Origin of the sequence: Methylobacterium komagatae, assembly GCF_042661665.1 — a bacterium.
In the GTDB taxonomy this organism is placed as follows: Bacteria; Pseudomonadota; Alphaproteobacteria; order Rhizobiales; family Beijerinckiaceae; genus Methylobacterium; species Methylobacterium komagatae.
Genome location: NZ_JBHSWN010000001.1, coordinates 4,461,592 through 4,485,427, shown reverse-complemented (window position 1 = coordinate 4,485,427; position 23,836 = coordinate 4,461,592). Strand labels below are relative to the sequence as shown.

Here is a 23,836-nt window from a genome sequence, read left to right as displayed (position 1 = left end):
GGGTGCCCGGCCGTTTCCGGGTCCTCTCGGGCGCGGCGCGCCCTCGCAGCATGACACGGATCCCCCCATGACGGACTTGTCCCGACGCGGCCTAATCGCCGCTGCGGCTGGCACCGCGTTCGCGGCGTCGCCCGCCGCCGCACAGGCGCCCTCCCCCGCCGCTCCCCTGCCGGAGCGCGGCGGCAAGGGGGCCGACGTACTGGGGCCGAAGAATCCCGCCCGCGACGCGCAGGACCCCTGGACGCTGGCGCCGCCTGCCACCGACCACGGCACCATGCCGAACCTGAAATGGTCCTTCGCCGACAGCCACATGCGGCTGGAGGACGGGGGCTGGGCGCGGCAGACGACGATCCGCGAATTACCGGTCTCGAAGGCGATGGCCGGCGTGAACATGCGCCTGAAGGCCAATGCAGTGCGGGAGATGCACTGGCACAAGGAAGCCGAGTGGGCCTACATGATCAAGGGTCGCGCCCGGATCACCGCCATCGATCAGGACGGCCGCACCTTCGCCGACGACGTGGGTGAGGGCGACCTGTGGTACTTCCCCTCCGGCATCCCGCACTCGATCCAGGGCCTCGAAGGGCCGGAGGATGGCTCCGAGTTCCTCCTCGTCTTCGACGATGGCGGTTTCTCGGAAGACTCGACCTTCCTGATCACCGATTGGCTGGCGCACACCCCACGCGACGTGCTTGCCAAGAATTTCGGCCTGCCCGAAGCCGCCTTCGCGAACATCCCCGACAAGGAACTCTACATCTTCCCCGGGCCGAAGCCCGGCCCTCTCGCCGATGACAAGCTCGGCGGCGCAGGCCCCATCCCGACCTCGTTCAGCCACAGGATGCTTGCGCAGGAGCCGGTCCGCACGCGTGGCGGCACGGTGCGCATTACCGATTCGGGCAACTTCCCGGCCTCGACCACCATCGCGGCGGCCCTGGTGGAGATCGAGCCCGGCGGGATGCGGGAACTGCATTGGCATCCGAACGGCGACGAGTGGCAATACTACCTGTCGGGCCAGGGCCGGATGACGGTGTTCGGTTCGGAATCGAAGGCGCGCACCTTCGATTACCGCGCGGGCGATGTGGGCTACGTGCCCTTCGCCATGGGCCATTACATCGAGAACACGGGACGCGAGACCCTGACCTTTCTCGAGATGTTCAAGAGCCCGCGCTACGCCGACATCTCACTCGCCCAATGGATGGCGCTCACCCCGCATGCCCTGGTCCAGGCTCATACGAAGCTCGATCGCGCGCAGGTCGACGGCTTGCCAGAGCGTAAGAACCCAGTCGTGCCCGGATGACGCGCCCCGGAACCGGGTGCGGGGCGCGCGAGTCGATTGTATGATCATCACCATGCCACGGTCTCGTCGGGAGGCTCCCATGCGAACCCGCTTCGTCCTCGGTACCGCCCTGTGTTTCGGCCTCCTGGCCGGGCCTGCCCTTGCGCAGGTCCAGCCCGGCAACCCGAATGCGGCGAACAACTCCTTCGCCCTGCAGAGCCAATTCCGCAGCATGAACCAGCAGCGGACCTCCGATTTCAACACCCTGTCCATGCAGGCGCAGCGCAACGTGCAGTTCAGCCCACCCGCCGTCGTCGATCCCGGCCTCTACGCGCCGCTCGGGCGGCGCGGCCACCGGGCGGTGGGGCGGCGGCACGGGCTCAACACCAGCATCTGCACCGGGTGTTGATCTAGATCAGTCCGGGCGGGGGACGGGACAAGTCCAGAAAGGCCCTTCCCTCGCGGACGCGATCGGTTCAGAACCGAGTGCGATGATGGCTCGCACATGAAAATTCTCCTGATCGGCTCCGGTGGCCGCGAGCATGCGCTCGCATGGCGCCTCTCGCAGAGTCCCCTCTGCGCGGACCTCTTCACCGCCCCCGGCAATCCGGGCACGGCCCGCCACGGCACAAACCTTCCCGACCTCAAGGTCTCCGACCATGCGGCGGTCGCGGCGTTCTGCCGGGCCGAGCGGATCGGCCTCGTGGTGATCGGGCCGGAGGCGCCCCTCGTGGCAGGCCTCGTGGACGACCTGACGGAGGCGGGGATCCGCGCCTTCGGGCCGACCCGCGACGCCGCGCGCCTCGAAGGCTCGAAGGGCTTCACCAAGGACCTTTGCGCCGAATACGGCATCCCCACGGCCGCCTTCGCCCGCTTTACCAGCCTCGACGACGCGCTGGCCTATGTCCGCGAGAAGGGCGTGCCCATCGTCGTGAAGGCGGACGGGCTCGCGGCCGGCAAGGGCGTGACCGTGGCCGAAAGCCTCGACCAGGCCGAGGACGCGCTCAACGCCCTCTTCGCCGAGCCCGGCGCGGAGGTGGTGGTGGAGGAGTGCCTGTTCGGGGAGGAGGCGAGCTTCTTCGCCCTGTGCGACGGCACCCGCGCCATCCCGATCGGCACGGCCCAGGACCACAAGCGCGTCTTCGACGGGGATCGCGGCCCTAATACCGGTGGCATGGGCGCCTACGCCCCGGCGACGGTGGTGACGCCCGAGATCGAAGCGCGGGTGATGGCCGAGATCATCAACCCGACGCTCGCGGGCATGCGCGCCAAAGGATGCCCCTTCACCGGCATCCTTTACGCCGGGCTGATGCTGACGGACGAAGGTCCGAAGCTCATCGAGTACAACACCCGCTTCGGCGATCCCGAGGCGCAGGTGCTGATGCCGCGTCTCGCCTCGGACCTCGTGCCCGCCCTGCTCTCGGCCTGCGACGGCGACCTGACGGGCGTGACGCTCGAATCCGATCCCTGCCGCACGGCCCTGACCGTCGTGATGGCGGCGGCGGGTTATCCCGGCGCCGTGGTGCGCGGATCGGTGATCCGGGGCATCGAGGCGGCCGAGGGCGAGGGGGTCCACGTCTTCCAGGCAGGTACGCGCGCCGAGGGGGACAAGATCCTCGCCGATGGCGGGCGCGTGCTCGCGGTGACGGCGCTGGGCGACAGCGTCACCGAAGCTCAGGCCCGCGCCTACGCGGCCGTGGCCCGGATCGACTGGCCCGAAGGCTTCTGCCGACGGGATATCGGCTATCGCGCGATCGCCCGGGAAGCCTCATAGAGCCCGCATGACAGAACAGGCGACGGCTGGCGGGCTCGCCCGGCACGAGATCCGGGCGATCGTGGCCGGGCTGATGGCGGCGATGCTGCTCGCCGCCCTCGATCAGACCATCGTCGCGACCGCGATGCCGACGATCGGGCTCGATCTCGGTGATGCCGCGAACCTGCCCTGGATCGTCACCGCCTACCTTCTCGCCTCGACCGCCGTCACGCCGCTCTACGGCAAGCTCAGCGACATTCACGGGCGGCGGGTGATGCTGCTCATCGCCATCGTGATCTTCAGCGTGGGGTCGCTCGCCTGCGCCCTCGCCCCGACCATGATCGCCCTGGCCTTGGCCCGCGCCCTCCAGGGGATCGGCGGCGGCGGGTTGATCGCCCTGTCGCAGACCATCCTCGCCGACATCATGTCGCCCCGCGAGCGGGCGGGGTATCAGGTCTATATCGCCGGGGTGTTCGCCACCGCCTCCGTTGCCGGGCCGCTGCTCGGCGGCGTGCTCGCGCAGCATGTCCACTGGTCGCTGATCTTCTGGATCAACCTGCCCATCGGCTTCCTGGCCTTCTGGCTCACCAACGACAAGCTGAAGCTCCTGCCGCGCAACGAACGGCGCCACCGGCTCGATTATCCCGGCGCGGTGCTCCTCGTGCTCGGCTCCACCGCCCTCCTCCTCGCCCTCAGCCGGGGCGGTGTGCACGAGGCGTGGACCTCGCCCACGGTGCTCGGCCTCATGGCCGCCGCCCTCGTCTTCGGAGGTGGGTTCGTGGCCCGGCTCATGACGGCGGCCGAGCCGCTGATCCCGGCCTCCGTGCTCGCGAACCCGGTCGTGGCCTGCGCCACGCTTTCAGCGTGCTTCGCCATGGGCACGTTCATCGGCCTCACGATCTACGTGCCGATCTTCCTCGAAGGCGTGGTGGGGCTGAGCGCGAGCCAGTCCGGCCTCGCCCTGGTGCCCCTGATGATCGGCACCGTGACCGGGGCGACCCTCTCGGGCCGCTCGATGCTGTATTTCCGGCACTACAAGCGGGTGCCGCTGGTCATGATGGGCGTCAGCCTCGCCGCCTGTGCGCTGCTGGCTGTCTACGGCGACACCCTGCCCTTCTGGCTGATGGAGATCGCCTTCGCCTTCCTGTCGATCGGCGTCGGAACGATCCTGCCGCTCTCGACCATCACGATCCAGAACGCCGTCGTGCCGCACCAGCTCGGCATCGCGACGGCCGCCATGAACTTCTTTCGCTCCCTCGGCGGTGCGCTGATCGTGGCGGTGTTCGGCACCATCGTGCTGGGCGCGGCAGCGGGCCAGAGGGGCGCCGACCTGGAAAGCCTGCTGCGGGGCGCCGACCCGGCCCTGCTCGCGGCCGGGTTCCGGCATGTCTTCCTGGCGGCCTGTGGTTGCCTTGCCCTGACCTTCCTCTTCCTGGCACTGTTGGAAGAGCGACCGCTCGGCGAGCGTCCGGCGAAGGGCTAAACCGCCCGGCGCTCATCCTCCGCCACCACGCGGTTCTCCTCCGCCTCGGCCAGCGCCCGCCCAACCATGAGCAGCGCCGGGCCTTCCAGCCCCGCCGCCTCGACCCGCGCAGCGAGGTCGGCGGCAGTACCGCGCACCACCTCCTGGTTCGGACGCGTGGCGTTGAACACGAGGAGCGCGGGCGTCTCGGGCGAGAGTCCTTCCTCGACCGCGCGGCCGAGCAGCGCGCCAAGCGTCCGCTTGGGCATGTAGACCACGGTGGTGACGCTGGAATCGCCCAGCGCGTTCCAGTTCAGGTCGTCCGGCAGGCCGCCCTTGCGGTCGTGGCCGGTGACGTATTGCAGCCGCCGCGCCGCATCCCGATGGGTGAGCGAGAGGCCGAGGGAGGCCGCCGCGCCCTGCGCCGCCGAGACGCCGGGCACCACCGTGACCGGGATACCCGCCTGACGGCACGCCTCGATCTCCTCCCCGGCCCGGCCGAAGACCAGCGGGTCGCCGGATTTGAGCCGCACCACCCGCTTGCCCGAGCGGGCGAGCTGCACCATCAGCGCGTTGATGTCGTCCTGTCGGCAGGACGGGCCGTGCCCCGTCTTCCCGACGAGCATGGTGCGAGCCTCACGGCGCGCATAATCGAGGATCGCCGGGGCAACGAGGTCGTCGTAGAGGATCACGTCGGCATTGCGGAGCGCCCGAAGGGCCTTGAGCGTGAGGAGTTCGGCATCGCCCGGCCCGGCGCCGACCAGGGTCACAGCCCCGCCTTTCGGTGCCACCTCGGTCTCGCCGAGCAGTTCCGCGAGATCGCTTTCCTGCGGCGTGCGGTCGGGTTCGGCGAAGGCGCGCTCGGTGAAGCGCTCCCAGAAGAAGCGCCGGTCGGCGAAGCCGGGAAGCGGCCGGTGACGCGCTCGCGCCAATCCCTGGCGGCCTCCATCCAGCGGGAGAAGCCGCGCGGCAGCATCGCCTCGATCCGCGCGCGGACGGTCTGCCCGAAGACCGGGGCGGCACCCTCGGTCGAGATGCCGACCACCAGGGGCGAGCGGTTGACGATGGCGCCGAACTTCACGTCGCAGAGATGCGGCCGGTCGACGGCGTTGACGATAGCGCCCGTGGCGCGGGCGGCGGCGACGAAGGCCACCGCATCCACCTCGTCCTCCATGGCGCCGACGCAGAAGGCAGCGCCCCAGAGGTCGTCCGGCGTCCAGTGCCGCTCGTGCAGGGTGACATGGCCGTCGACGATCTCACCCGGCACGCCGCGCAACTCGTCCGAGGGCTCGGCGGCGTAGACATCGACATGGGCGCCAGCGGCCGCCAGCACCTTCACCTTCCACGGCGCCCCGCCGGAGGACCCCGCCAGCACCACCCGCTTGCCGCGCAGGGGCACGAAGACCGGCAGCACGGCCAGGGGTTCGAGCCCGGCGGAGCGGGTCTCGCGGGGCGCGCGCTGGGGACGGGGGGTGGGGGTGTCGCTCACTGGTCTATGTCCGTAGCCTCGTCCCCTCCCCCGCCCTCATCCTGAGGTGCTGTGAAGCAGCCTCGAAGGAGGGCTCCAGGAAACGCCGAGGCTTCTGGAGGTCACCTTCGAGGCCCGTTCCGCGGCCACCTCAGGATGAGGGCACAGGTGGGACAGGCGTGTTTTCCAAGAACTGCTTCTATCACCAATCATGCCGCTTTTGCGGTCGTGACGGTGAGCAGCTTGCGGATCTCTGGGATGCACGAGCCGCAATTCGTCCCGGCCTTGCAGGCGGCACCCACTGCCTCGACGCTGCCCGCTCCGTCCCGAATGGTGGCGGCGATGACATCGAGGCCGACGCCGTGGCAGGCGCAGACCACCGGGCCCGCCGCCTCCGTCGCCGCCCGGCCCGAGAGCAGGGCGCGGCGCTCGGCCGCTTCCGGCTCGCCCGTGGCGAAGAGGGCCTTGGCGGCCTCCCAATCGGGACGAGCCTCGTAAGGCCCCACGGCGATGCTCGCGACGAGGCGCGCCCCGTCATAGACGGCGCAGCGATAGCGGCCGCGCGCATGGTCGGCGTATTCGGCAAGCTGGAAGCCCGCTCCCTGGACCATTCCACGAAGGGCCAGGGCGACCTCGCGCGAACCGTCATGGGTGGCGAATTGAACGCCCCATCCGCCGCTGATCGCGGCCCGCGCCCACCACCAGCCCTCGGGCACGCGGACGAGATCCCGCGACAGCACGAAGCCCCGCGCCCGGTAGGCCACGGCCTCGATCGCGGCGGGCGTCGCCTTCAGCTCCGGCTGGCCCGAGACCGGGTCCGGCACGCCGCGCACCAGAGCACCGACCCGCGCCGCCGAGGCGTAGGCGCCGTTCCAGTGCATCGGCATGAACAGCTGGCCCGGCGCCACCGCGTCGGTGATCATCACTTCGAGTTCGGCCGCGCCATGCGCCGTCCCGACGCGGGCGATGGTGCCCTCCGCGAGCCCGTACGTGGCTGCGTCATCGGGGTGGATTTCGACGAAGGGCACGGCGCGATGAGCCGAGAGGCGCTGACTTTTGCCGGTGCGCGTCATGGTGTGCCAATGGTCGCGCACCCGGCCGGTATTGAGCACGAAGGGCGTCTCCCCGCCCGCCGCCTCGGCGAGGCCGGGGGCTGGACCGCCACGAACCGGGCGCGGCGATCGAACGTGTAGAAGCGCCCATCTGCGAAGAAGCGCGGCTTGCCCTGCTTGGCCCCTCGTTTCGGCAGGGGCCATTGCACCGGCGCGGCCGCTTCGTAGGCGCCCTCCGTGAGCTCGGCGAGGGCGCCGATATCGAAGTCGCGCGTGCCGTTATTCTCGAAGGCCGAGAGGGCGGCGTGCTCGCGGAACACCGCCGCCGCGTTGGGGAAGTCGAACGCCCTGCCGTGGCCGAGGCGACGGCCGACCTCGGCCAGCACCGCCCAGTCGGCCCTCGCCTCGCCGGGGCTCGGCAGGAACTGGCGCTGGCGCGAGATCCGCCGCTCGGTGTTCGTCACCGTGCCGTCCTTCTCGCCCCAGCCGAGGGCCGGGAGCAGCACGGTGGTGCGCCCCCGGGCGCGGGCGGTATCCGCATCGGCCATGATGTCCGAGACGACGAGGAGATCGAGCCCGGCCAGGGCTTCGCGCACCCGGTCGGCACGGGGCACGGACACGAGCGGGTTCGTGCCCATGACCCAGAGGGCCTTGATCTTGCCCGCATGCATCGCCTCGAACAGGGCGACGGCCTTCATCCCCTCGCCCGTGACGATCCGGGGAGCGCTCCAGTAGCGGCGCACCCGGTCGACCTCCTCCGGCGCGAAATGCATGTGCGCGGCGAGCATGTTGGACAGGCCGCCGACCTCGCGCCCGCCCATGGCGTTGGGCTGGCCGGTGAGGGAGAAAGGCCCCTGCCCCACCCCGCCGATCCGGCCGGTGATGAGGTGGCAATTGATGATGGCGTTGCCCTTGTCGGTGCCCTGCATCGACTGGTTCACGCCCATGGAAAAGGCGGTGACGACCCGGCGCGTCCGCGCGAACAGGTCATAGAAGGCGCCGATCTCGCCCTCGCTCAAGCCAGTCGCGGCGGCGATGGCGGCCTGATCCGGGGCGATCTGCCGGGCGCGGTCGAGGGCGGTGTCGAGGCCCGCGGTGTGTTCGTCAACGAAGGCGCGGTCGCTGAAGCCGTTCTCGACGAGGTAGACGAGCAGGCCGGAGAACAGCGCCACGTCGCTGCCGGGCTTCAGCCCGAGGAACAGGTCGGCTTCCTGTGCGGTCTGTGTGCGGCGGGGGTCGATCACCACGAACTTCGTGCCGCGCCGCGCCTTGGCATCCGCCATGCGGCGGAACAGGACGGGATGGCACCACGCCGCATTCGAGCCCACGAAGACGATGAGGTCGGCCTCGTCCAGATCCTCGTAGCAGCCGGGCACCGTATCCGAGCCGAAGGCCCGGCGGTGGGCCGCGACTGCACTCGACATGCACAGGCGCGAATTGGTCTCGACATGCGGCGTGCCGACGAAGCCCTTCGCGAGCTTGTTGGCGACGTAGTAATCCTCGGTGAGAAGCTGGCCGGACAGGTAGAAGGCGATGGCCTCCGGCCCATGCCGGTCCACGACCCGCTGCATCTCCGCCGCGACGGTGCCGAGCGCCGCGTCCCACGAGACCCGCTCGCCGTTGAGCGGGGATGCAGTAGCCGGTTCTCCAGGGACAGCGTCTCGCCGAGGGCCGAGCCCTTGGAGCATAACCGCCCGAGATTGGCGGGATGCTGGGGATCGCCCGCGACGCTCGCGCCCCCCTGCCCGTCGGGCGTCGCCAGTACGCCGCAGCCGACGCCGCAATACGGGCAGGTGGTGCGGACCTCAGCGGTCATGACGAGTTCCTCGGGTGTGGTTCCGGCGTTGCGAGCAAGACGCGGGCCGGATTTGCGCCCCTCTCCCCGCAGACGGGGAGAGGGGATACTCGTCAGTACACGTCGGCCTGATAGCGACCGGCTTTCTTCAGCCCGGCGAGGTAGGCCACCGCGTCCTCGGCACTCTTGCCGCCGTACTGGGCGGCGACGTCGATGATCGCGCGCTCCACGTCCTTGGCCATGCGCTTGGCATCGCCGCAGACGTAGAAATGCGCGCCGCCTTCGAGCCACTTCCACAACTCGGCGCCGTTCTCGCGCATCCGGTCCTGGACGTAGGTCTTCTCCTTGCCGTCGCGCGACCACGCGAGCGACAGGCGGGTGAGCACCTTGTCGTCCTTCAGCTTGTTCAGGCTCGTCCTTGTAGAAGAAGTCGCTCGCCTGCTTCTGGTGGCCGTAGAACAGCCAGTTCCGGCCGGGCGCCCCGGTCGCCGCGCGCTCGCGCAGGAAGGCCCGGAACGGCGCGATCCCGGTGCCGGGGCCGCACATGATCACGTCCTTCGACAGATCCTCCGGCAAACCGAAACCGTGGGCCTTCTGCAGGTAGACCTTCACCTTGGTCTGCTCGGGCAGACGCTCACCGAGATGGGTCGAGGCGACGCCGAGCCGAAGCCGCGAGCGATGGTTGTAGCGCACCGCATCGACCGTGAGCGACACGCGGCCGACATCCATCTTGGGCGAGGACGAGATCGAGTAGAGCCGGGGCTGGAGTTCATCCAGCGCCTCGAGAAAGACCTCCGCGTCGGGCCGCGCCGCCCGGAACTTGTGCAGGGCACCGAGCACGTCGAGATAGGCGGCGTCCCCATCCGGATCCTCACCGGAGGCCAGTGCCTGCGCCTTCTTGCGCGCCTCGCCGGAGGTGAGGAGCGAGAGGAGTTGGTAAAGGTTGTCCGGCGCGGCGCCGAGGGAATAGTCGGCGAGCAGCCGCTCCCGCAGGGTCTTGCCGCCGATCACCCGCTCCGGGCGGGCGCCGAGTTCGGCGATCACCGCATCGACCAGCGCCGGAGCGTTGGCCGGGAACAGGCCGAGGGAATCGCCGACCACGTACTCGATCGGCGTGCCATCGAGGCCGATCTCGACGTGCCACGTCTCCTTCTCACCACCCGGATCGTTGAGGCGGCGGCGGGACAGGAACAGTGCCTCCACCGGGTTCTCGCGGCAATAGCCGAGCGGCCCGAGTTCCGGCTCCTTCGCCTCGGCGGCCGGAGCGGGGGCGGCGGGCGCGGCGCCCCCGGAGGCGCCGAACTCCTCGTCCAGCTTCTTGAGCATCCGCAACGTCTCCTTGCCGCCGGGCTGGCAGAGGTTCAGTCGCGCTTCGTTCTTCAGGAAGATCGCGTTGGCATAGTCGGCGCAATTGTAGCCGCACTGGCCGCAATCCTGCTGAGCCATGGCGGCCATTAGCTTCTGCGGCTCCGGCCGGTCCTTGGCCATCTCCATCCGGTCGGGCAACGGCATGGACGGATCGTGCCAGGGCGCGTCGTCGTTGTCGGCGAGTTTTTGGACTCGCCGCCGGGCATTTCACCCGGCGCCAGCGCAGTGGCGCCCTCGATGGCCGGGCCGAGGAGGGCCGCGAAGTAGCCCGAGAGCCACGCCCGCTGGTCGTCATTGAACGGGGCGGTCTCGGGAATGAGAACGAGAGGAGGAGCGACGTGCTGGGTCATGCGGCTTCCCTCAGAGCGGGCACGGTTTCGGCGGCGGCGCGCAGGGCCTCCGGTCCGGTGCGGGCGGTGAATGCTTGGAAGGTCTCGTCCTTGCCCTGGCGGCCTGCGAGGTAGGTGCGCAGCAGCGCCTCGACGCGAAGCGGCGCGTCCTCGGCCTTCACGGCCTTCCAGATCTCGGTGCCGATCTTCGGGGTCTCGGCGAAGCCGCCGCCGACCACGATGTCGTAGCCCTCGACAGTGTCGCCCTCCTCCGAGACGACGACCTTCGCGCCGATCAGGCCGATATCGCCGATGTAATGCTGGGCGCAGCTATGGTGGCAGCCGGTGAGGTGGACGTTCACCGGCACGTCGAGCTCGGTCACCGTGCGCTCGACATGCTCGGCGATGAGCATGGCGTGGCCCTTCGTGTCGGAGGCGGCGAACTTGCAGCCCCGCGCCCCGGTGCAGGCCACGAGACCCGCCCGGATGCCCTCGGCCTTGATCGAGAGGCCGAGGGCGACGACGCGCTCCTCGACCTCGGCGACCTTGGCGTCCGGCACACCGGAAAAGATGAAGTTCTGCCAGACGGTCAGGCGGATCTGCCCATCGCCGCATTCCTGGGCGATCTTCGCCAGCGCCCGCACCTCGTCGCTCAGCATCTTGCCGACGGGGAGTACGACGCCGACCCAGTTCAGGCCTTCCTGCTTCTGCGGATGCACGCCGACATGGCTGTAGCGGTTCGTGGCTTTTCGCGGCGCGATATGGGCGGGATCGACCCGCTCCAGCTTGCGGCCGAGCTTCTCCTCGACGGCGGCGAGGTACTTGTCGAAGCCCCAGGCATCGAGGACGTACTTCATCCGCGCCTTGTTGCGGTTCGTCCGGTCGCCATTCTCGATGAAGACGCGGATGATCGCGTCCGCGACCTGATTGCACTCCTCCGGCTTCAGCACCACGCCCGTGTCGCGGGCGAGATCCCGGTGCCCCGAGATGCCGCCGAGGACGAGGCGCATCCAGACGCCCGGGGCGACGGAGGCCCCCTCCAGCACCTCGACGGCCTGGAAGCCGACATCGTTCGTCTCCTCCAGCACCGGCATCACCCCGCCGCCGTCGAAGGCGACGTTGAACTTGCGCGGCAGGCCGTAGAGCGAGCGGTCGTTGATGATCCAGTTGTTCCACGACTTGGCGAGTGGCCGCGTGTCGAGGATTTCCTGCCCGTCAATGCCCGCCGTGGGCGAACCGGTGACGTTGCGGATGTTGTCGGCGCCCGCCCCCTGCGCCCCGAGGCCGATATCGGCGAGCCCGTCGAGGAAGGGCTGCGCGTGCTCGGGGGTGATCTCACGGACCTGAAGGTTGGCGCGGGTGGTGACGTGGACATAGCCGCCGCCATGGGCGTCGGCGAGGTCGGCGACGCCCGCGAACTGCCAGTGGTGCAGCACCCCGTTCGGGATGCGCAGGCGGCACATGTAGCTCACCTGGTTGGGTGCGACCCAGAACATCCCATGGTAGCGCCAGCGGAAATTGTCCTCGGGCTTGGGCGCCTTGCCCTGCGCCGCCTCTGCCTTGAGCCGGTTGTGGCCATCGAACGGGCTCTCGGCGCGCTTCCATTTCTCCTGATCGACGAGCTTGCCGCCCGCCTTCACGGTCGCGTCCTGCGCCTTGATGTGAATCGCATCCGGGCCGGTGGGCTCGGCAGCGGGCGCGGCGGCCGGTCCGCTCGCGAGGCCGCCGGTCATCCGCGCGGCACCGATGCCCGCCGCGAAGCCTTCGAGGTAGCGCCGCTGCTCGGCGTTGAATTCTTCCGCCATGCTGGCCTCCTTACGCTGCGAGTGGCTGGGGCGCGGGGCGCCCGAACATCAGGTCATCCACGTCCCCGGCGGGCTCGCCGGAGCGGATCAGAGTCTTGCAGGCCGCCTGCTCGGCGATGTCGCCGACGAAGACCGCGCCGACGAGACGGCCATCCCGCAGCAACAGCTTGCGGTAGAGGCCAGCGCCGGGATCGGAGAGGATGACCGCCTCCGCATCCGCCGGAGTGTCCACGATCCCGGCCGAGAAGACCGGAAGGCCCGAGACCTTGAGGCTGGTGGCGAGGTGGGTGCCCAGATAGGCGGCCTGCTGCCCGGAGAAGTGGCGGGCCAGGGTGTCGGCCTGCTCGTAGGCGGGCTCCACGAGGCCGTAGACGAGGCCCCGGTGCTCGGCGCATTCGCCCAGCGCGAAGATGCGCGGGTCCGAGGTCGTCATCGCGTCGTCGACGAGGATGCCACGGCCGATCGCAAGGCCCGCCTCCTGGGCCAGCGCCACGGAAGGCCGCACGCCGACCGACATCACCACCAAGTCGGCGGGAAGGACGGTGCCGTCCGCGAGGCGAAGACGCTCGACCCTGCCATCGCCCTCGACCGCAGCAGTGTCGGCACCCAGGAGCACCTTGATGCCGCGCTCCTCCATGGCCCGCTTCACGAGCCCGGCGGCCTCGTGATCGAGCTGGCGCTCCATCAGCCGGTCCATGACGTGGAGCAGCGTTGTGTCGATGCCGAGCCGGGCGAGCCCTGCGGCAGCTTCGAGCCCGAGCAGGCCACCGCCGATGACGATGGCCTTGGCATGCTGCACGGCCGCCCGGCGGATCGCCGCCACGTCGGCGAGATCGCGAAAGGTGATGACGCCGGGCAGGTCCATGCCGGGCTTCGGCAGGCGGATCGGCTGGGAGCCGATGGCGAGGACCATTTTGTCGAAGGGAAGGATGTGGGTTTCGCCCACGATGGCCAGACCGTTCTCACGGTCGATGGTTGTGACCGGCGCGCCGGTGATCAGGCGAATGCCGTGAGCCTCGTACCAGTCGAGCCCACGGAAGGCGGTCGCCGCCTCGTCGATCTCGCCGCCGAGCAGCGAGGAGAGGAGCACGCGGTTATAGGCGGCCTGGGGCTCAGCGCCCACGCAGGCGATGTCGTATCGGCCGGGGCAGGCTTCGGTCAGGCGCTCCAGGAAGCGCAGCGATGCCATGCCATTGCCCACGACGACGAGCCGCTCGCGCGTCTCCCCATCCGTGCCCCGCGCCTCCGGCATCGCGGTGTCCAAAAGGTATGTCGACATCGATCGGTCGCGTCTCGAACCTCGAATCCAGGGATCGTCGGCGGACCGCCCACGAAAAAGCCGCTGCCGGACATCGTCCCAGGACAGCCGGTCAGGGGCCCCAGGAGAACCGGATCAGCGGCCTCGCTGACGGCGCTGTCCGTCGCCGTTGACGGACGCGAGATGCTTTGCAGGGATCGTGCCAGATGCCACCGGGACGCGAGATCCAGGCACCATGCCGCGGCGCTGCACAAAAGGCAGGCGGCTGCCGACGCAGGCGTCAGCGCATCGAATGATCGGGGCGGGGAAAGCTTAAAGGAGTGCCGACAGGGCTACGAGCAGGCCGACAGTCGGCATGGCGCCGACCACGACGACCCAATACCAGCCACTAGGCGCGCTCAGGCGGCGGTTGTCGTTGGCAGGTCGGGGGGCGCGGCGTCCGGTGCGGACGTAGCGTTGCAACTCCACCCTTTGGGGCGGGGCTGGCGGGAGCGACGCTGCGTCGAATTTGCGGCAACCGGGCATGGTAGCTGCTCAACGGCTCAACCCTGAGCGTGTTCCACGCGCCGAGCGCATGGCCAAGGCAGCAGGTGGGCGCGGGACGCCGGGCCACTTACGGTTCAAGTCTATAGAGCGCCCGCGCCGCAGCCTCCCAGGCGAAGCCGTCCTCGATCTGCCCTGCCGCGTGCATCTGCCGGAGCAGCCATGCGAGCCGTTCGGGCGACGCAACCTGCGCCTCCCCGCCGAGGCGCAAATGCCCCAGCCAGCGGCCTGTCTCGTCCTCCGCGCTCTGCTCGAAGGCGCGTGCGACGCCGCCGAGTTCCGGGTCTACCCGGGCGCGGCGCTGGAGATGATGAACGAGTTCGCCGCGATGATCGGGGTCGGCGCACCAGAGACCTGCCCGCGCGATCGCCCGAACCAGGGGTGCCCCCGCCTCCCCGACCCGGGCCGAAATGGCAAGAACCTTCTCCGGCGCGTCCGGGGCGATCTCGCTTCCGAGGACGACGACCCGCCCGACACCCGCCGCCAGGGCGACCCCGTTCCAGGGCGCGCCCGCGCAGAACCCATCGACCAATCCGCGAGACAGAGCTTCGACGCCGTGTTGCGGCGGCACGACCACATGGCGCAGGGCCGCCGGGTCGAGCCCACCGGCCTGCGCGAACAGGCGGACCTGATAGGCATGACACGAGAAGGGGTGGACGATGCCGATCGTCACCGGCTTGCCCGCCGTGCGTCGCGCCGCCGCGACACGCGCGAAGGCCCGGGCGATGGTGCGCCAATCCTCACCCTCCCCGCCCTCGTCGCGCACGGCTTCGCTCAGCGCGTTCGAGAAGGTGATCGCGTTGCCGTTGAGGCTCAGCGGCAGGGCGATTGTCAGGTCCGAGGGCGGCCCCGACAGGCCGAGCGCACTGGCGAGCGCCAGGGGCGCCAGCATATGGGCGCCGTCGAGATGGCCGAGCGCCAGCCGGTCGCGCAGGGTCGCCCAGGAGGGCTCCGCCGAGAGGTCGAGGTCGATCCCCTCATCGCGGGCATAGCCGAGTTCCCGCGCCAGAATCACGGGCGCCGCATCGCAGAGCGGGACGTAGCCGATCCGGAGCCTCATCCGAGCAAATCCGCCGTAGTGACGATGGCGCGGGCGATGTCCGCGATCTTGCGCTTCTCGTTCATGGCCTTGCGCCGCAACTGCCGGTAGGCCTCCTCCTCCGAGAGGCCCTTCAGGTTCATCAGGATGCCCTTTGCCCGCTCGATGAGCTTTCGGTCGGCGAGTTCCCCTTCGCTTCCGAAAGCTCACGCTGGAGCCGGGCGAAGGCGTTGAAGCGCAGGATCGCGATGTCGATGATCGACTTGATCCGCTCCGCCCTCAGGCCGTCGACCACGTAAGCCGAGATGCCTGCATCGACGGCGGCCTCCATCATGGTGCTGTCCGAGCGGTCCACGAACATCGCCACCGGCCGCTCGGCGTGGCGGGTCACCGCCGACATCTGCTCCAGGATGTCCCGGCTCGGGCTTTCCAGGTGGATCACCACGACATCGGGCTTCAGGGCACTCACCCGCTCGTGGAGGTCGGCGGAATCCGGCAGGACGACGATCCGCCCGATCCCGGCCGCGCGGAGTCCTTCCTCAAGGATCGCGGCGCGGGCCTGGCTGGGATCGATCACGGCGACGGTGAGGCTCGATTCGGTCATCGCGGCGTGTTCAGGGACGGGCGCTCCGCCCGGATCCCGCCGGTGCAGGACCGTACTGGCGTAAGCAAGGGATGTGCCTCCGGCCAAGGTTTCCCCGATCTCCGCCCGGTTACCGCCACGTAACCTTTCGGTCTAGCTTCTGCCGCAATGCGGCTGCTTCCTGTGTCCCTGAGACGACAGAGAGGGTCGAAAAGCGGATGCGCGGGCCTGATCGCAATTCGGTGGCGCTGCCCTGCCGGTCACAGGAAAGGCCTGCCCTGGCCGATGGCGGCGGGCGAGTGACGATGCCCTTCGTGCCGACCCTGTTCACCATCGCCTTCCTGGCGGCCGCCTCCGTCTACTGCACCAAAGGCGATGCGCCCGCTCCGGCACCGACGGCGCGGATGATCCCGGCCTCGGGCGGGGCGAGCCTCGCCATGACCGCCCCGGCCTCGCCCGCCGCCGAGCTGCCCGCCCGGCCCCCGGCCGTGATCGCCTTCTCGGAGATCTATCCGCTGGTCGCCGATCCGGTGACGACCTCGGCCCTGCCCGCTCATTCGGCCAATGCCGCCGCTGCCGCGCCCCGGCCCGCGCGCAAGGTCGCGACTTCCTCGTCCATCCGTCGCACCTGCCCCGGCCGCCGCTGCACGGAAGGGACGGTGCCGGACCACGCTCCGGCCGAGGATCCGTTCCAGCCGGCGCGCACCGCCTCCGAGGAGGCGTCGCCCTCCCAGGTCCCGAGTGCCCTGCCCTTCGCGGAATCCGTGGTCGAGGTGGTGGTGCCGGTCGCCCGCGAGGTCGGCTCGAGGGTCGAGCAGATTTCCGGCGGCGCGGGTGATCTGCTGCGAGGCTCCCAGGCGGTGGTGAAGGGCTCCATCGGCGTCCTCGGCGACCGGCTGTTCTAACGGAGCCGATACCGCGCTGCGGCAAGCGCCCCCTGGACCCGGCGCCGCATCAGCCTAGTTCGCGCTGAGCGGACGGGGGACGGGCCTGATGGCCGAACGAATCGAGGATTACGCGCTGCTTGGCGACGGTCGCACGGCCGCGCTGGTAAGCCGCCGTGGCAGCGTCGATTGGCTATGCTGGCCGCGCTTCGATGCCGCCGCGCTGTTCACCGCCCTTCTCGGCACCCACGAGCACGGCTTCTGGGAGATCCGCCCGGAGGCCGACCACGTCGAGACGTCCTGGGCCTATCGCGAGGGCAGCCTCGTCCTTGAGACGCGGCACAAGACCCGCCAGGGCGAAGTCCTCGTCACGGATTTCATGCCGACCGGCGACGGGCCGCATCTCGTGCGCCTCGTCCAGGGCCTCCACGGCCGGGTGGCCATGCGCAGCGAACTGGCGGTCCGGTTCGACTACGGCTCCGCCGTGCCCTGGGTCTCGCACTCGGAACTGGGGGACCTGCGGGCGATCTCCGGGCCACACAAGGTCGTGATGCGGACCGACGTGCCCCTGCACGGCACCGACCGCCAGACGACGCTCGGGGAGTTCACGATCCATGCGGGCGAGCACCGCCGCTTCGTCCTGAGCTACGGCGCCTCGCACGAGCCCGACCCACCGCCGATCGAGCCCCGGCAGATGCTGGCGGATACCGACCGCGCGTGGCGCAACTGGTCGAAGCGGTGCGTGGGAGGAACGCCCTGGGACGGGCTGCTTCAGCGCTCGCTCCTGACCCTCAAGACGCTGATCTACCAGCCGACCGGCGGCATCGTCGCGGCACCCACCGCCTCCCTGCCGGAAGGGCTCGGCGGCGAGCGCAACTGGGATTACCGGTTCTGCTGGCTTCGGGATTCGACGCTCACGCTCATCGCCTTGATGGACGGAGGCTATATCGAAGAGGCCCGCGCGTGGCTGAACTGGCTGCTGCGCGCGGTGGCGGGCAACCCGGAGCAGGCGCACATCCTGTACGGCATCGCGGGCGAGCGCCTGCTGCCCGAGATCACCCTCGATTGGCTGCCGGGCTACGAGAATTCGAGGCCGGTCCGCATCGGCAACGCCGCTGCGGCTCAGTTCCAGCTCGATGTCTACGGCGAGTTGTTCGACGCCCTCTACCAAGCCCATTCCCGCGGCCTGCCGGTGAGCGAGGACGGGCGCCGCGTCGGCCTCGCCCTGCTCGGCCATCTGGAGAAGGCGTGGCGCCTGCCGGACGAGGGCATCTGGGAGGTGCGCGGGGGATCCCGCCACTTCGTCCATTCCAAGGTGATGGCCTGGGTCGCCTTCGACCGCGCCCTGCGGATGCAGGAGCCAACGTGGGCAGCGCCTCGCGGGAGCAGATTGCGCGCTGGCGGGCGATTCGCGACGAGATCCACGCCGAGGTCTGCGAGAAGGGGTTCGACCCCGAGCTCAACAGCTTCGTGCAGTACTATGGTGCGAAGGCCCTCGATGCGAGCCTGCTCCTCATCGCCCATACCGGCTTCCTGCCGCAGCACGACCCGCGCGTGGTCGGCACCGTCGAGGCCATCGGCAAGGGGCTGATGCGCAACGGTTTCATCCTGCGCTACGAGACCGAGGGCCAGAAGACGGACGGTTTATCGGGCAACGAGGGAGCCTTCCTGCCCTGCACCTATTGGTATGCTGACAACCTCATCGGCCTCGGGCGGCGAGAAGAAGCCCGTGCCTTGATCGACCGCCTCCTGGGGATCTGTAACGATCTCGGCCTCGTCAGCGAGGAGTATGACGTGCATGCCGAGCGACTTGTGGGTAATTACCCGCAGGCATTCACCCACGTGGCCCTCGTCAATACGCTCCTCAGCTATGCCCGTGGCGAGGGGCCGGCCGAGAAACAGGGCGGTAAATCTGACGGTGCGCCCCCCGCCGTACACCGCCGCGAGGCGGCTCAGCGGTCGAGCTAGAGAATAGGACGACGTGACATCATGAGCGGAGCCGATACCCCCGCCCGCGCCGAGCTTGCCGAGATCGACACGCTCTGCATCAACACGATCCGCACCCTGACGATCGACGCGGTGCAGAAGGCGAATTCGGGCCATCCCGGCGCCCCGATGGCGCTGGCGCCGGTCGCCTACACCCTGTGGAACCGCTACCTGCGCTACGACCCGGCGCACCCGCATTGGCCGAACCGCGACCGGTTCGTGCTCTCCTGCGGCCATGCCTCGATGCTGCTCTACGCGCTGCTTCACCTCGCCAACGTGGCGGAGAAGGACGGCGGCAACGCCCCGGCCGTAAGCCTCGATGAGATCAAGCGTTTCCGCCAGATCGACAGCCGTACGCCGGGCCACCCGGAATACCACTTCACCACCGGCGTCGAGACCACCACCGGCCCCCTCGGCCAGGGTGTTGCGAACTCCGTCGGCATGGCGATGGGGGGGCGCTTCCTCGGCAAGCACCTGAACCGGCCGGGGCTGCCGCTGTTCGACTACAACGTCTACGCCCTGTGCTCGGACGGCGACCTTATGGAGGGCGTCGCCTCGGAGGCCGCCTCCATCGCCGGGCACCTGCGCCTGTCGAACCTGTGCTGGATCTACGATGACAACACCATCACCATCGAGGGCCACACCGAACTCGCCTTCGGTGAGGAGGTCGCCACCCGCTTCCTGTCTTATGGCTGGGAAGTGCTGCGCGTCGCCGACGCCAACGACATCCACGCCATCACGAACGCCCTCGACACCTTCGTGAGCAACCGTGACCGGCCGACGCTGATCATCCTCAAATCGGTGATCGGCTACGGCGCCCCGAAGAAGCAGGGCACCTCAAAGGCGCATTCCGACGCGCTGGGCGAGGACGAGGTGAAGGGCGCAAAGCGCGCCTATGGCTGGCCGGAGGATTCGCAGTTCCTCGTGCCGGACGGCGTCCAGGAGAATTTCCGGGACGGCATCGGCAAGCGCGGCGCGGCGCTCTTCGACGAATGGCAGGGCCTGTTCGCCAAGGCGAAGGACTCCGACGCCGCCCATGCCGAGCAGCTGGACGCCTTCCTCGAAGGCCGCCTCCCCGAGGGATGGGACAAGGACATCCCGGTCTTCGAGGCGGATGCCAAGGGTCTCGCCACCCGCGAATCGTCCGGCAAGGTGCTCAACGCCATCGCCCAGCACGTACCGTTCCTGCTCGGCGGCTCGGCCGACCTCGCCCCGTCGAACAAGTCGAACCTGACCTTCGAGGGTGCGGGCTCGCTGACCCCGCTCAACCCGGGCGGGCGCAACGTCCATTTCGGCGTGCGCGAGCATGCCATGGGATCGATCGTGAACGGCCTCGGCCTCGTGGGTCTGCGGGCCTACGGCGCGACCTTCCTCGTCTTCGCCGATTACATGCGTCCCCCGGTGCGGCTTGCCGCGCTGATGGAACTGCCGGTCTTCCACATTTTCACCCACGACTCGATCGGCGTGGGCGAGGACGGGCCGACCCACCAGCCGGTGGAGCAGTTGCTGTCGCTGCGCTGCATTCCGGGCCTCGTCACGCTGCGCCCGGCGGATGCCAACGAGGTGGCGGAAGCCTACCGGGTGATCTTCTCCCTGAAGAACCAGCCCGCCGTGCTCGCCTTGTCGCGTCAGGCCCTGCCGACCCTCGACCGGTCGATATACGGCGCCGCCTCCGGCACCGCGAAGGGCGCCTACGTGCTGGCCGATTGCGAGGGCACGCCGGAGGTGATCCTGCTGGGCTCCGGTTCCGAGGTGCAGTTCTGCATCGGCGCCTACGAGGCGCTGAAGGCCGAGGGCGTGAAGGCCCGCGTGGTCTCGATGCCGTCGTGGGACCTGTTCGAACGTCAGGACCAGGGCTACCGCGATTCGGTGCTGCCGCCGTCCGTGAAGGCCCGCGTCGCTGTCGAGCAGGGCAGCGTGATCGGCTGGGACCGCTATGCGGGCTCGGAGGGCACGGTGATCGGCATGAACACCTTCGGTGCCTCGGCGCCCCTGAAGGATCTCCTGACCAAGTTCGGGTTTACCCCGGAGAAGGTTCTGGAGGCCGCGAAGGCGCAGGTGGCCAAGCACAAGCACTGAGGACATTCACCCCAGGGACGGGAGCGACGCCCGTCCCGACCTTTCTCCTCATCCTGAGATGCCGGCCTTGGCGGGCCTCGAAGGAGGGGAGAGGGGGATACGGGAATTTCGCAACGCTCCCCTCCGTGAGAGAGGGAGCAGGTCGCGACTGACATCACGAGGCTCGGACATGAACGCGCTCAAGGCCCTGCACGCAGAACAGGATCAGGCCGTCTGGCTCGACTTCGTCGCCCGAGGGTTCATCGAGAAGGGTGAGCTGAAGAAGCTCGTGGAGGAGGACGGCCTGCGCGGCGTCACCTCGAACCCGGCGATCTTCGAGAAGGCCATCGGCCACTCGGACGAGTACGATGCCAGCCTGAAGGCCGTTCAGGAGACCGGCGACAGCCGGGTCATCGATCTCTACGAGGGGCTGGCCATCGCCGACATCCAGGCCGCCGCCGATGTGCTGCGCCCGGTCTACGAGGCGAGCGACGGCGCCGACGGCTATGTGAGCCTCGAAGTCTCCCCCTACCTCGCCCTCGACACGCAGGCGACGCTCGACGAGGCCCGCCGCCTGCACAAGGCCGTCGCCCGCGACAACCTGATGGTGAAGGTGCCCGCGACGCCGGAGGGCATCCCGGCGATCAAGCAACTCACCGCCGAAGGCATTTCGATCAACGTCACGCTGCTCTTCTCTCAGGAGGCCTACGAGGCCGTCGCCCGCGCCTTCGTGGCGGGGCTCGAGGAGCGGGTCGAGGGGGGCATGACGTCTCGCGCATCGCGAGCGTGGCGAGCTTCTTCATCAGCCGCATCGACAGCCTCGTCGACAAGATGCTCGACGAGAAGATCGCCGCCGCGAACGACCCCGACGAGAAGATCGCGCTCGGCTCCCTCAAGGGCAAGGTGGCGATCGCCAACGCCAAGCTCGCCTACCAGCGCTACAAGCGCATTTTCGCCGAGGCGAAATGGCAGGCTTTGGCCGAAAAGGGCGCGAAGGCGCAGCGTCTGCTCTGGGCCTCCACGGGGACCAAGAACAAGGCCTATTCCGACGTGCTCTACGTCGAGGAGTTGATCGGCCCGAACACCGTCAACACCATGCCCCCCGCGACCATGGCCGCCTTCCGCGACCACGGCGAGGTCCGCGCGACCATCGAGGAGGACGTGCCCGGGGCCGAGGCGGTGATGAACAGCCTCGCCCGCGCGGGCATCGACATCGAGGCTGTGGCTCGGCAGCTGGTCGAGGAGGGCGTGCAGCTCTTCATCGACGCTGCCGACAACCTGCTCGGCGCGGTGGCAGGCAAGCGCGTCGCCCTCCTCGGCGCCCGCCTCGACCCACAGGCGCTCGCCCTCTGCGATATCCTGAGCGCCGATGCGGCCAAGGCCGTGGAGGCGTGGCGCGCCAGCGGCGCGATCCGCCGCCTCTGGGCCAAGGACGCCACGGTCTGGACCGGCGCCGACGAGGCGAGCTGGCTCGGCTGGCTCCACATCGTGGAGGAGGAACTCGAGAAGGCCGCCGACTACGCCGCCTTCGCCGATTGGGTGAAGGGTGAGGGGTTCACCCATGCCGTGGTGCTCGGCATGGGCGGGTCGAGCCTCGGCCCGGAGGTGTTGAGCCTGACCTACGGTCAGCGTCCGGGTTATCCGGCGTTGCGCATCCTCGATTCGACCCATCCGGACGAGGTGCGCGCGGTCGAAGCCGAGATCGACCTCGCCAAGACGCTGTTCATCGTCTCCTCGAAGTCGGGCTCGACCTTGGAGCCGAACGTTTTTCGCGATTACTTCTACGACCGGGTGAAGCAGACCATCGGCGAGAAGGTCGGCGACCATTTCGTGGCCGTCACCGACCCCGGCTCGGATATGGAGCGGGCTGCTCAGGCCCAGAACTTCAAAAAATCTTCTACGGCAAGAAGCAGATCGGCGGGCGTTATTCGGTGCTCTCGGCCTTCGGCCTCGTGCCCGCCGCCGCCATGGGCCTCGACGTCAAGGATCTGCTCGACCGGGCGCGGATCATGGTCCGCTCCTGCGGCCCGGCCGTGCCGCCGCACAACAATCCCGGCGTGCTTCTCGGCACCGCCATGGGCACGGCGGCGCTGAAGGGCCGGGACAAGGTGACGGTGATCGCCTCCCCCGGCATCGCGAGCTTCGGCGCCTGGGCCGAGCAGCTCATCGCCGAATCGACCGGCAAGGTCGGCCAGGGCCTGATCCCGGTGGACGGGGAGCCCGCGGGCGTCCCGGCCGTCTACGGGCACGACCGGTTCTTCCTGTACCTGCGCCTCGACAGCCAAGCCGACGCCGCCCAGGACGCCGCCCTCTCCGCTCTGGAGAAGGATGGGCACCCGATCGCCCGGATCGGCCTCGATGGCGTCGAGCAGTTGCCGCAGGAATTCTACCGACTGGAGATCGCCACGGCGGTGGCCGGGGCGGTCCTGGAGATCAATCCGTTCGATCAGCCGGACGTGGAGGCGAGCAAGATCGAGACGAAGAAGCTCTTCGCCGAGGCGGAAAAGAGCGGTGCCCTCCCCTCGGAGACGCCGCTCTTCGAAGACGAAGTGCTGGCCCTCTACGCCGATCCGAAGAATGCCGAGGCCCTGCCGCAGGCGCGGGACGGGCTCGACGTCGCCATCAGGGCCCATCTCGCGCGGGCGCGGCAGGACGATTACGTCGCCCTCCTCGCATACATCCCCCGCAACGAGGCCAACCACGCCGTACTTCAGGAGGCGCGGCTCGCGATCCGCGACGCGAAGCGATACGCGACCTGCCTCGAATTCGGGCCACGTTTCCTCCACTCGACGGGCCAAGCCTACAAGGGCGGACCGAACACCGGCGTGTTCCTGCAGATCACCGGCGATGCCAGCAAGGATCTGCCGATCCCCGGCCGTTCGCTCGGGTTCTCGACGGTGGTCGCTGCTCAGGCGCGGGGCGATTTCGCCGTGCTGGCCGAGCGTGGGCGACGGGCGCTCCGGGTCCATCTCAAGGCCGGTCAGACGCAAGCCGGACTGGCCCGGATCGCAGCGGCGCTGAAGGCCGCGGTGGCGTGACTCGCGGCCGGGGGCTTTCCCCGGCCGACACACCCTCCGCCGTCATCGCGAGCGCAGCGAAGCGATCCAGGGCGGCGGGACATTTTCGGCCGGGGCGCTGCTGGATGGCTTCGCTCCGCTCGCAATGACGGGGTTGTCTCGG

The 23,836-nt window shown here is 69.3% G+C and carries 11 protein-coding genes and 6 pseudogenes; 8 read left to right on the top strand and 9 right to left on the bottom strand.

Annotation, left to right across the window (positions count from 1 at the left end):
* Positions 1-67: 67 nt before the first annotated feature.
* From ACFQE0_RS22230 to ACFQE0_RS22215, 4 genes are all read left to right on the top strand, one after another.
* Entirely contained in the window at positions 68-1,294 is a 1,227-nt protein-coding gene (locus tag ACFQE0_RS22230) for an oxalate decarboxylase family bicupin (protein ID WP_378973504.1), read from the top strand.
* 79 nt (positions 1,295-1,373) lie between these two features.
* Positions 1,374-1,682: a hypothetical protein gene (locus ACFQE0_RS22225; protein ID WP_378973502.1), complete on the top strand. Its 309-nt coding sequence runs from the start codon at positions 1,374-1,376 to the stop codon at positions 1,680-1,682.
* Positions 1,683-1,778: 96 nt separating this feature from the next.
* The gene (gene purD / locus ACFQE0_RS22220; RefSeq protein ID WP_378973500.1) at positions 1,779-3,047 is read left to right on the top strand and encodes a phosphoribosylamine--glycine ligase; all 1,269 of its coding nucleotides are present in this window, start codon (positions 1,779-1,781) and stop codon (positions 3,045-3,047) included.
* Positions 3,048-3,054: 7 nt separating this feature from the next.
* Positions 3,055-4,509 carry an MDR family MFS transporter gene (locus ACFQE0_RS22215; protein ID WP_378973497.1) on the top strand — a complete coding sequence of 485 codons (1,455 nt, stop codon included), beginning with the start codon at positions 3,055-3,057 and terminating at the stop codon, positions 4,507-4,509.
* Here the strand turns inward: ACFQE0_RS22215 and cysG are convergent.
* The 9 genes and pseudogenes from cysG to ACFQE0_RS22170 form a co-directional block, all read right to left on the bottom strand.
* Positions 4,506-5,977, bottom strand: a pseudogene (gene cysG, locus ACFQE0_RS22210) (siroheme synthase CysG). The gene ACFQE0_RS22215 and the pseudogene cysG overlap by 4 nt on opposite strands.
* 188 nt (positions 5,978-6,165) lie before the next feature.
* Positions 6,166-8,824 (bottom strand): annotated as a pseudogene (locus ACFQE0_RS22205) (nitrate reductase).
* Positions 8,825-8,916: 92 nt separating this feature from the next.
* Positions 8,917-10,315 (bottom strand): annotated as a pseudogene (locus ACFQE0_RS22200) (sulfite reductase subunit alpha).
* A complete protein-coding gene (locus ACFQE0_RS22195; RefSeq protein ID WP_378975767.1) occupies positions 10,258-10,521 on the bottom strand; it encodes a hypothetical protein in 264 nt (87 codons plus the stop codon). The pseudogene ACFQE0_RS22200 and the gene ACFQE0_RS22195 overlap by 58 nt, the downstream one beginning before the upstream one ends.
* Positions 10,518-12,305, bottom strand: coding sequence for a NirA family protein (locus ACFQE0_RS22190; RefSeq protein WP_378973495.1), 1,788 nt, complete (start codon positions 12,303-12,305; stop codon positions 10,518-10,520). The genes ACFQE0_RS22195 and ACFQE0_RS22190 overlap by 4 nt, the downstream gene beginning before the upstream one ends.
* A 10-nt stretch (positions 12,306-12,315) precedes the next feature.
* Positions 12,316-13,584, bottom strand: coding sequence for an NAD(P)/FAD-dependent oxidoreductase (locus ACFQE0_RS22185; protein WP_378973493.1), 1,269 nt, complete (start codon positions 13,582-13,584; stop codon positions 12,316-12,318).
* A gap of 291 nt (positions 13,585-13,875) precedes the next feature.
* Positions 13,876-14,025 (bottom strand): hypothetical protein, encoded by a 150-nt coding sequence (locus tag ACFQE0_RS22180; protein WP_378973491.1) that lies wholly within the window; start codon positions 14,023-14,025, stop codon positions 13,876-13,878.
* A gap of 151 nt (positions 14,026-14,176) precedes the next feature.
* Positions 14,177-15,166 carry a CmpA/NrtA family ABC transporter substrate-binding protein gene (locus tag ACFQE0_RS22175; protein ID WP_378973489.1) on the bottom strand — a complete coding sequence of 330 codons (990 nt, stop codon included), beginning with the start codon at positions 15,164-15,166 and terminating at the stop codon, positions 14,177-14,179.
* A pseudogene (locus ACFQE0_RS22170) lies at positions 15,163-15,749 on the bottom strand (ANTAR domain-containing response regulator). Before ACFQE0_RS22170 ends, ACFQE0_RS22175 begins: the two are co-directional and overlap by 4 nt.
* Before the next feature lie 197 nt (positions 15,750-15,946).
* On the opposite strand from ACFQE0_RS22170, the gene ACFQE0_RS22165 reads away from it, so the two are divergent.
* From ACFQE0_RS22165 to ACFQE0_RS22150, 4 genes and pseudogenes are all read left to right on the top strand, one after another.
* Complete coding sequence (locus ACFQE0_RS22165; RefSeq protein WP_378973487.1) at positions 15,947-16,633, top strand: hypothetical protein; 687 nt, start codon at positions 15,947-15,949, stop codon at positions 16,631-16,633.
* Between the two features lie 88 nt (positions 16,634-16,721).
* A pseudogene (locus tag ACFQE0_RS22160) lies at positions 16,722-18,580 on the top strand (glycoside hydrolase family 15 protein).
* A gap of 21 nt (positions 18,581-18,601) precedes the next feature.
* Positions 18,602-20,677 (top strand): transketolase, encoded by a 2,076-nt coding sequence (tkt, locus tag ACFQE0_RS22155; RefSeq protein WP_378973485.1) that lies wholly within the window; start codon positions 18,602-18,604, stop codon positions 20,675-20,677.
* A 169-nt stretch (positions 20,678-20,846) separates the two neighbouring features.
* Positions 20,847-23,694, top strand: a pseudogene (locus tag ACFQE0_RS22150) (bifunctional transaldolase/phosoglucose isomerase).
* The last annotated feature ends 142 nt before the right edge of the window (positions 23,695-23,836 follow it).

Excerpts from the sequence above, each read along its gene's own strand:
- ACFQE0_RS22230 (WP_378973504.1), top strand. The coding sequence starts at position 68 with ATGACGGACTTGTCCCGACGCGGCCTAATCGCCGCTGCGGCTGGCACC.
- ACFQE0_RS22225 (WP_378973502.1), top strand. The coding sequence starts at position 1,374 with ATGCGAACCCGCTTCGTCCTCGGTACCGCCCTGTGTTTCGGCCTCCTG.
- purD (WP_378973500.1), top strand. The coding sequence starts at position 1,779 with ATGAAAATTCTCCTGATCGGCTCCGGTGGCCGCGAGCATGCGCTCGCA.
- ACFQE0_RS22215 (WP_378973497.1), top strand. The coding sequence starts at position 3,055 with ATGACAGAACAGGCGACGGCTGGCGGGCTCGCCCGGCACGAGATCCGG.
- ACFQE0_RS22195 (WP_378975767.1), bottom strand. The coding sequence starts at position 10,521 with ATGACCCAGCACGTCGCTCCTCCTCTCGTTCTCATTCCCGAGACCGCC.
- ACFQE0_RS22190 (WP_378973495.1), bottom strand. The coding sequence starts at position 12,305 with ATGGCGGAAGAATTCAACGCCGAGCAGCGGCGCTACCTCGAAGGCTTC.
- ACFQE0_RS22185 (WP_378973493.1), bottom strand. The coding sequence starts at position 13,584 with ATGTCGACATACCTTTTGGACACCGCGATGCCGGAGGCGCGGGGCACG.
- ACFQE0_RS22175 (WP_378973489.1), bottom strand. The coding sequence starts at position 15,166 with ATGAGGCTCCGGATCGGCTACGTCCCGCTCTGCGATGCGGCGCCCGTG.
- ACFQE0_RS22165 (WP_378973487.1), top strand. The coding sequence starts at position 15,947 with ATGCGCGGGCCTGATCGCAATTCGGTGGCGCTGCCCTGCCGGTCACAG.
- tkt (WP_378973485.1), top strand. The coding sequence starts at position 18,602 with ATGAGCGGAGCCGATACCCCCGCCCGCGCCGAGCTTGCCGAGATCGAC.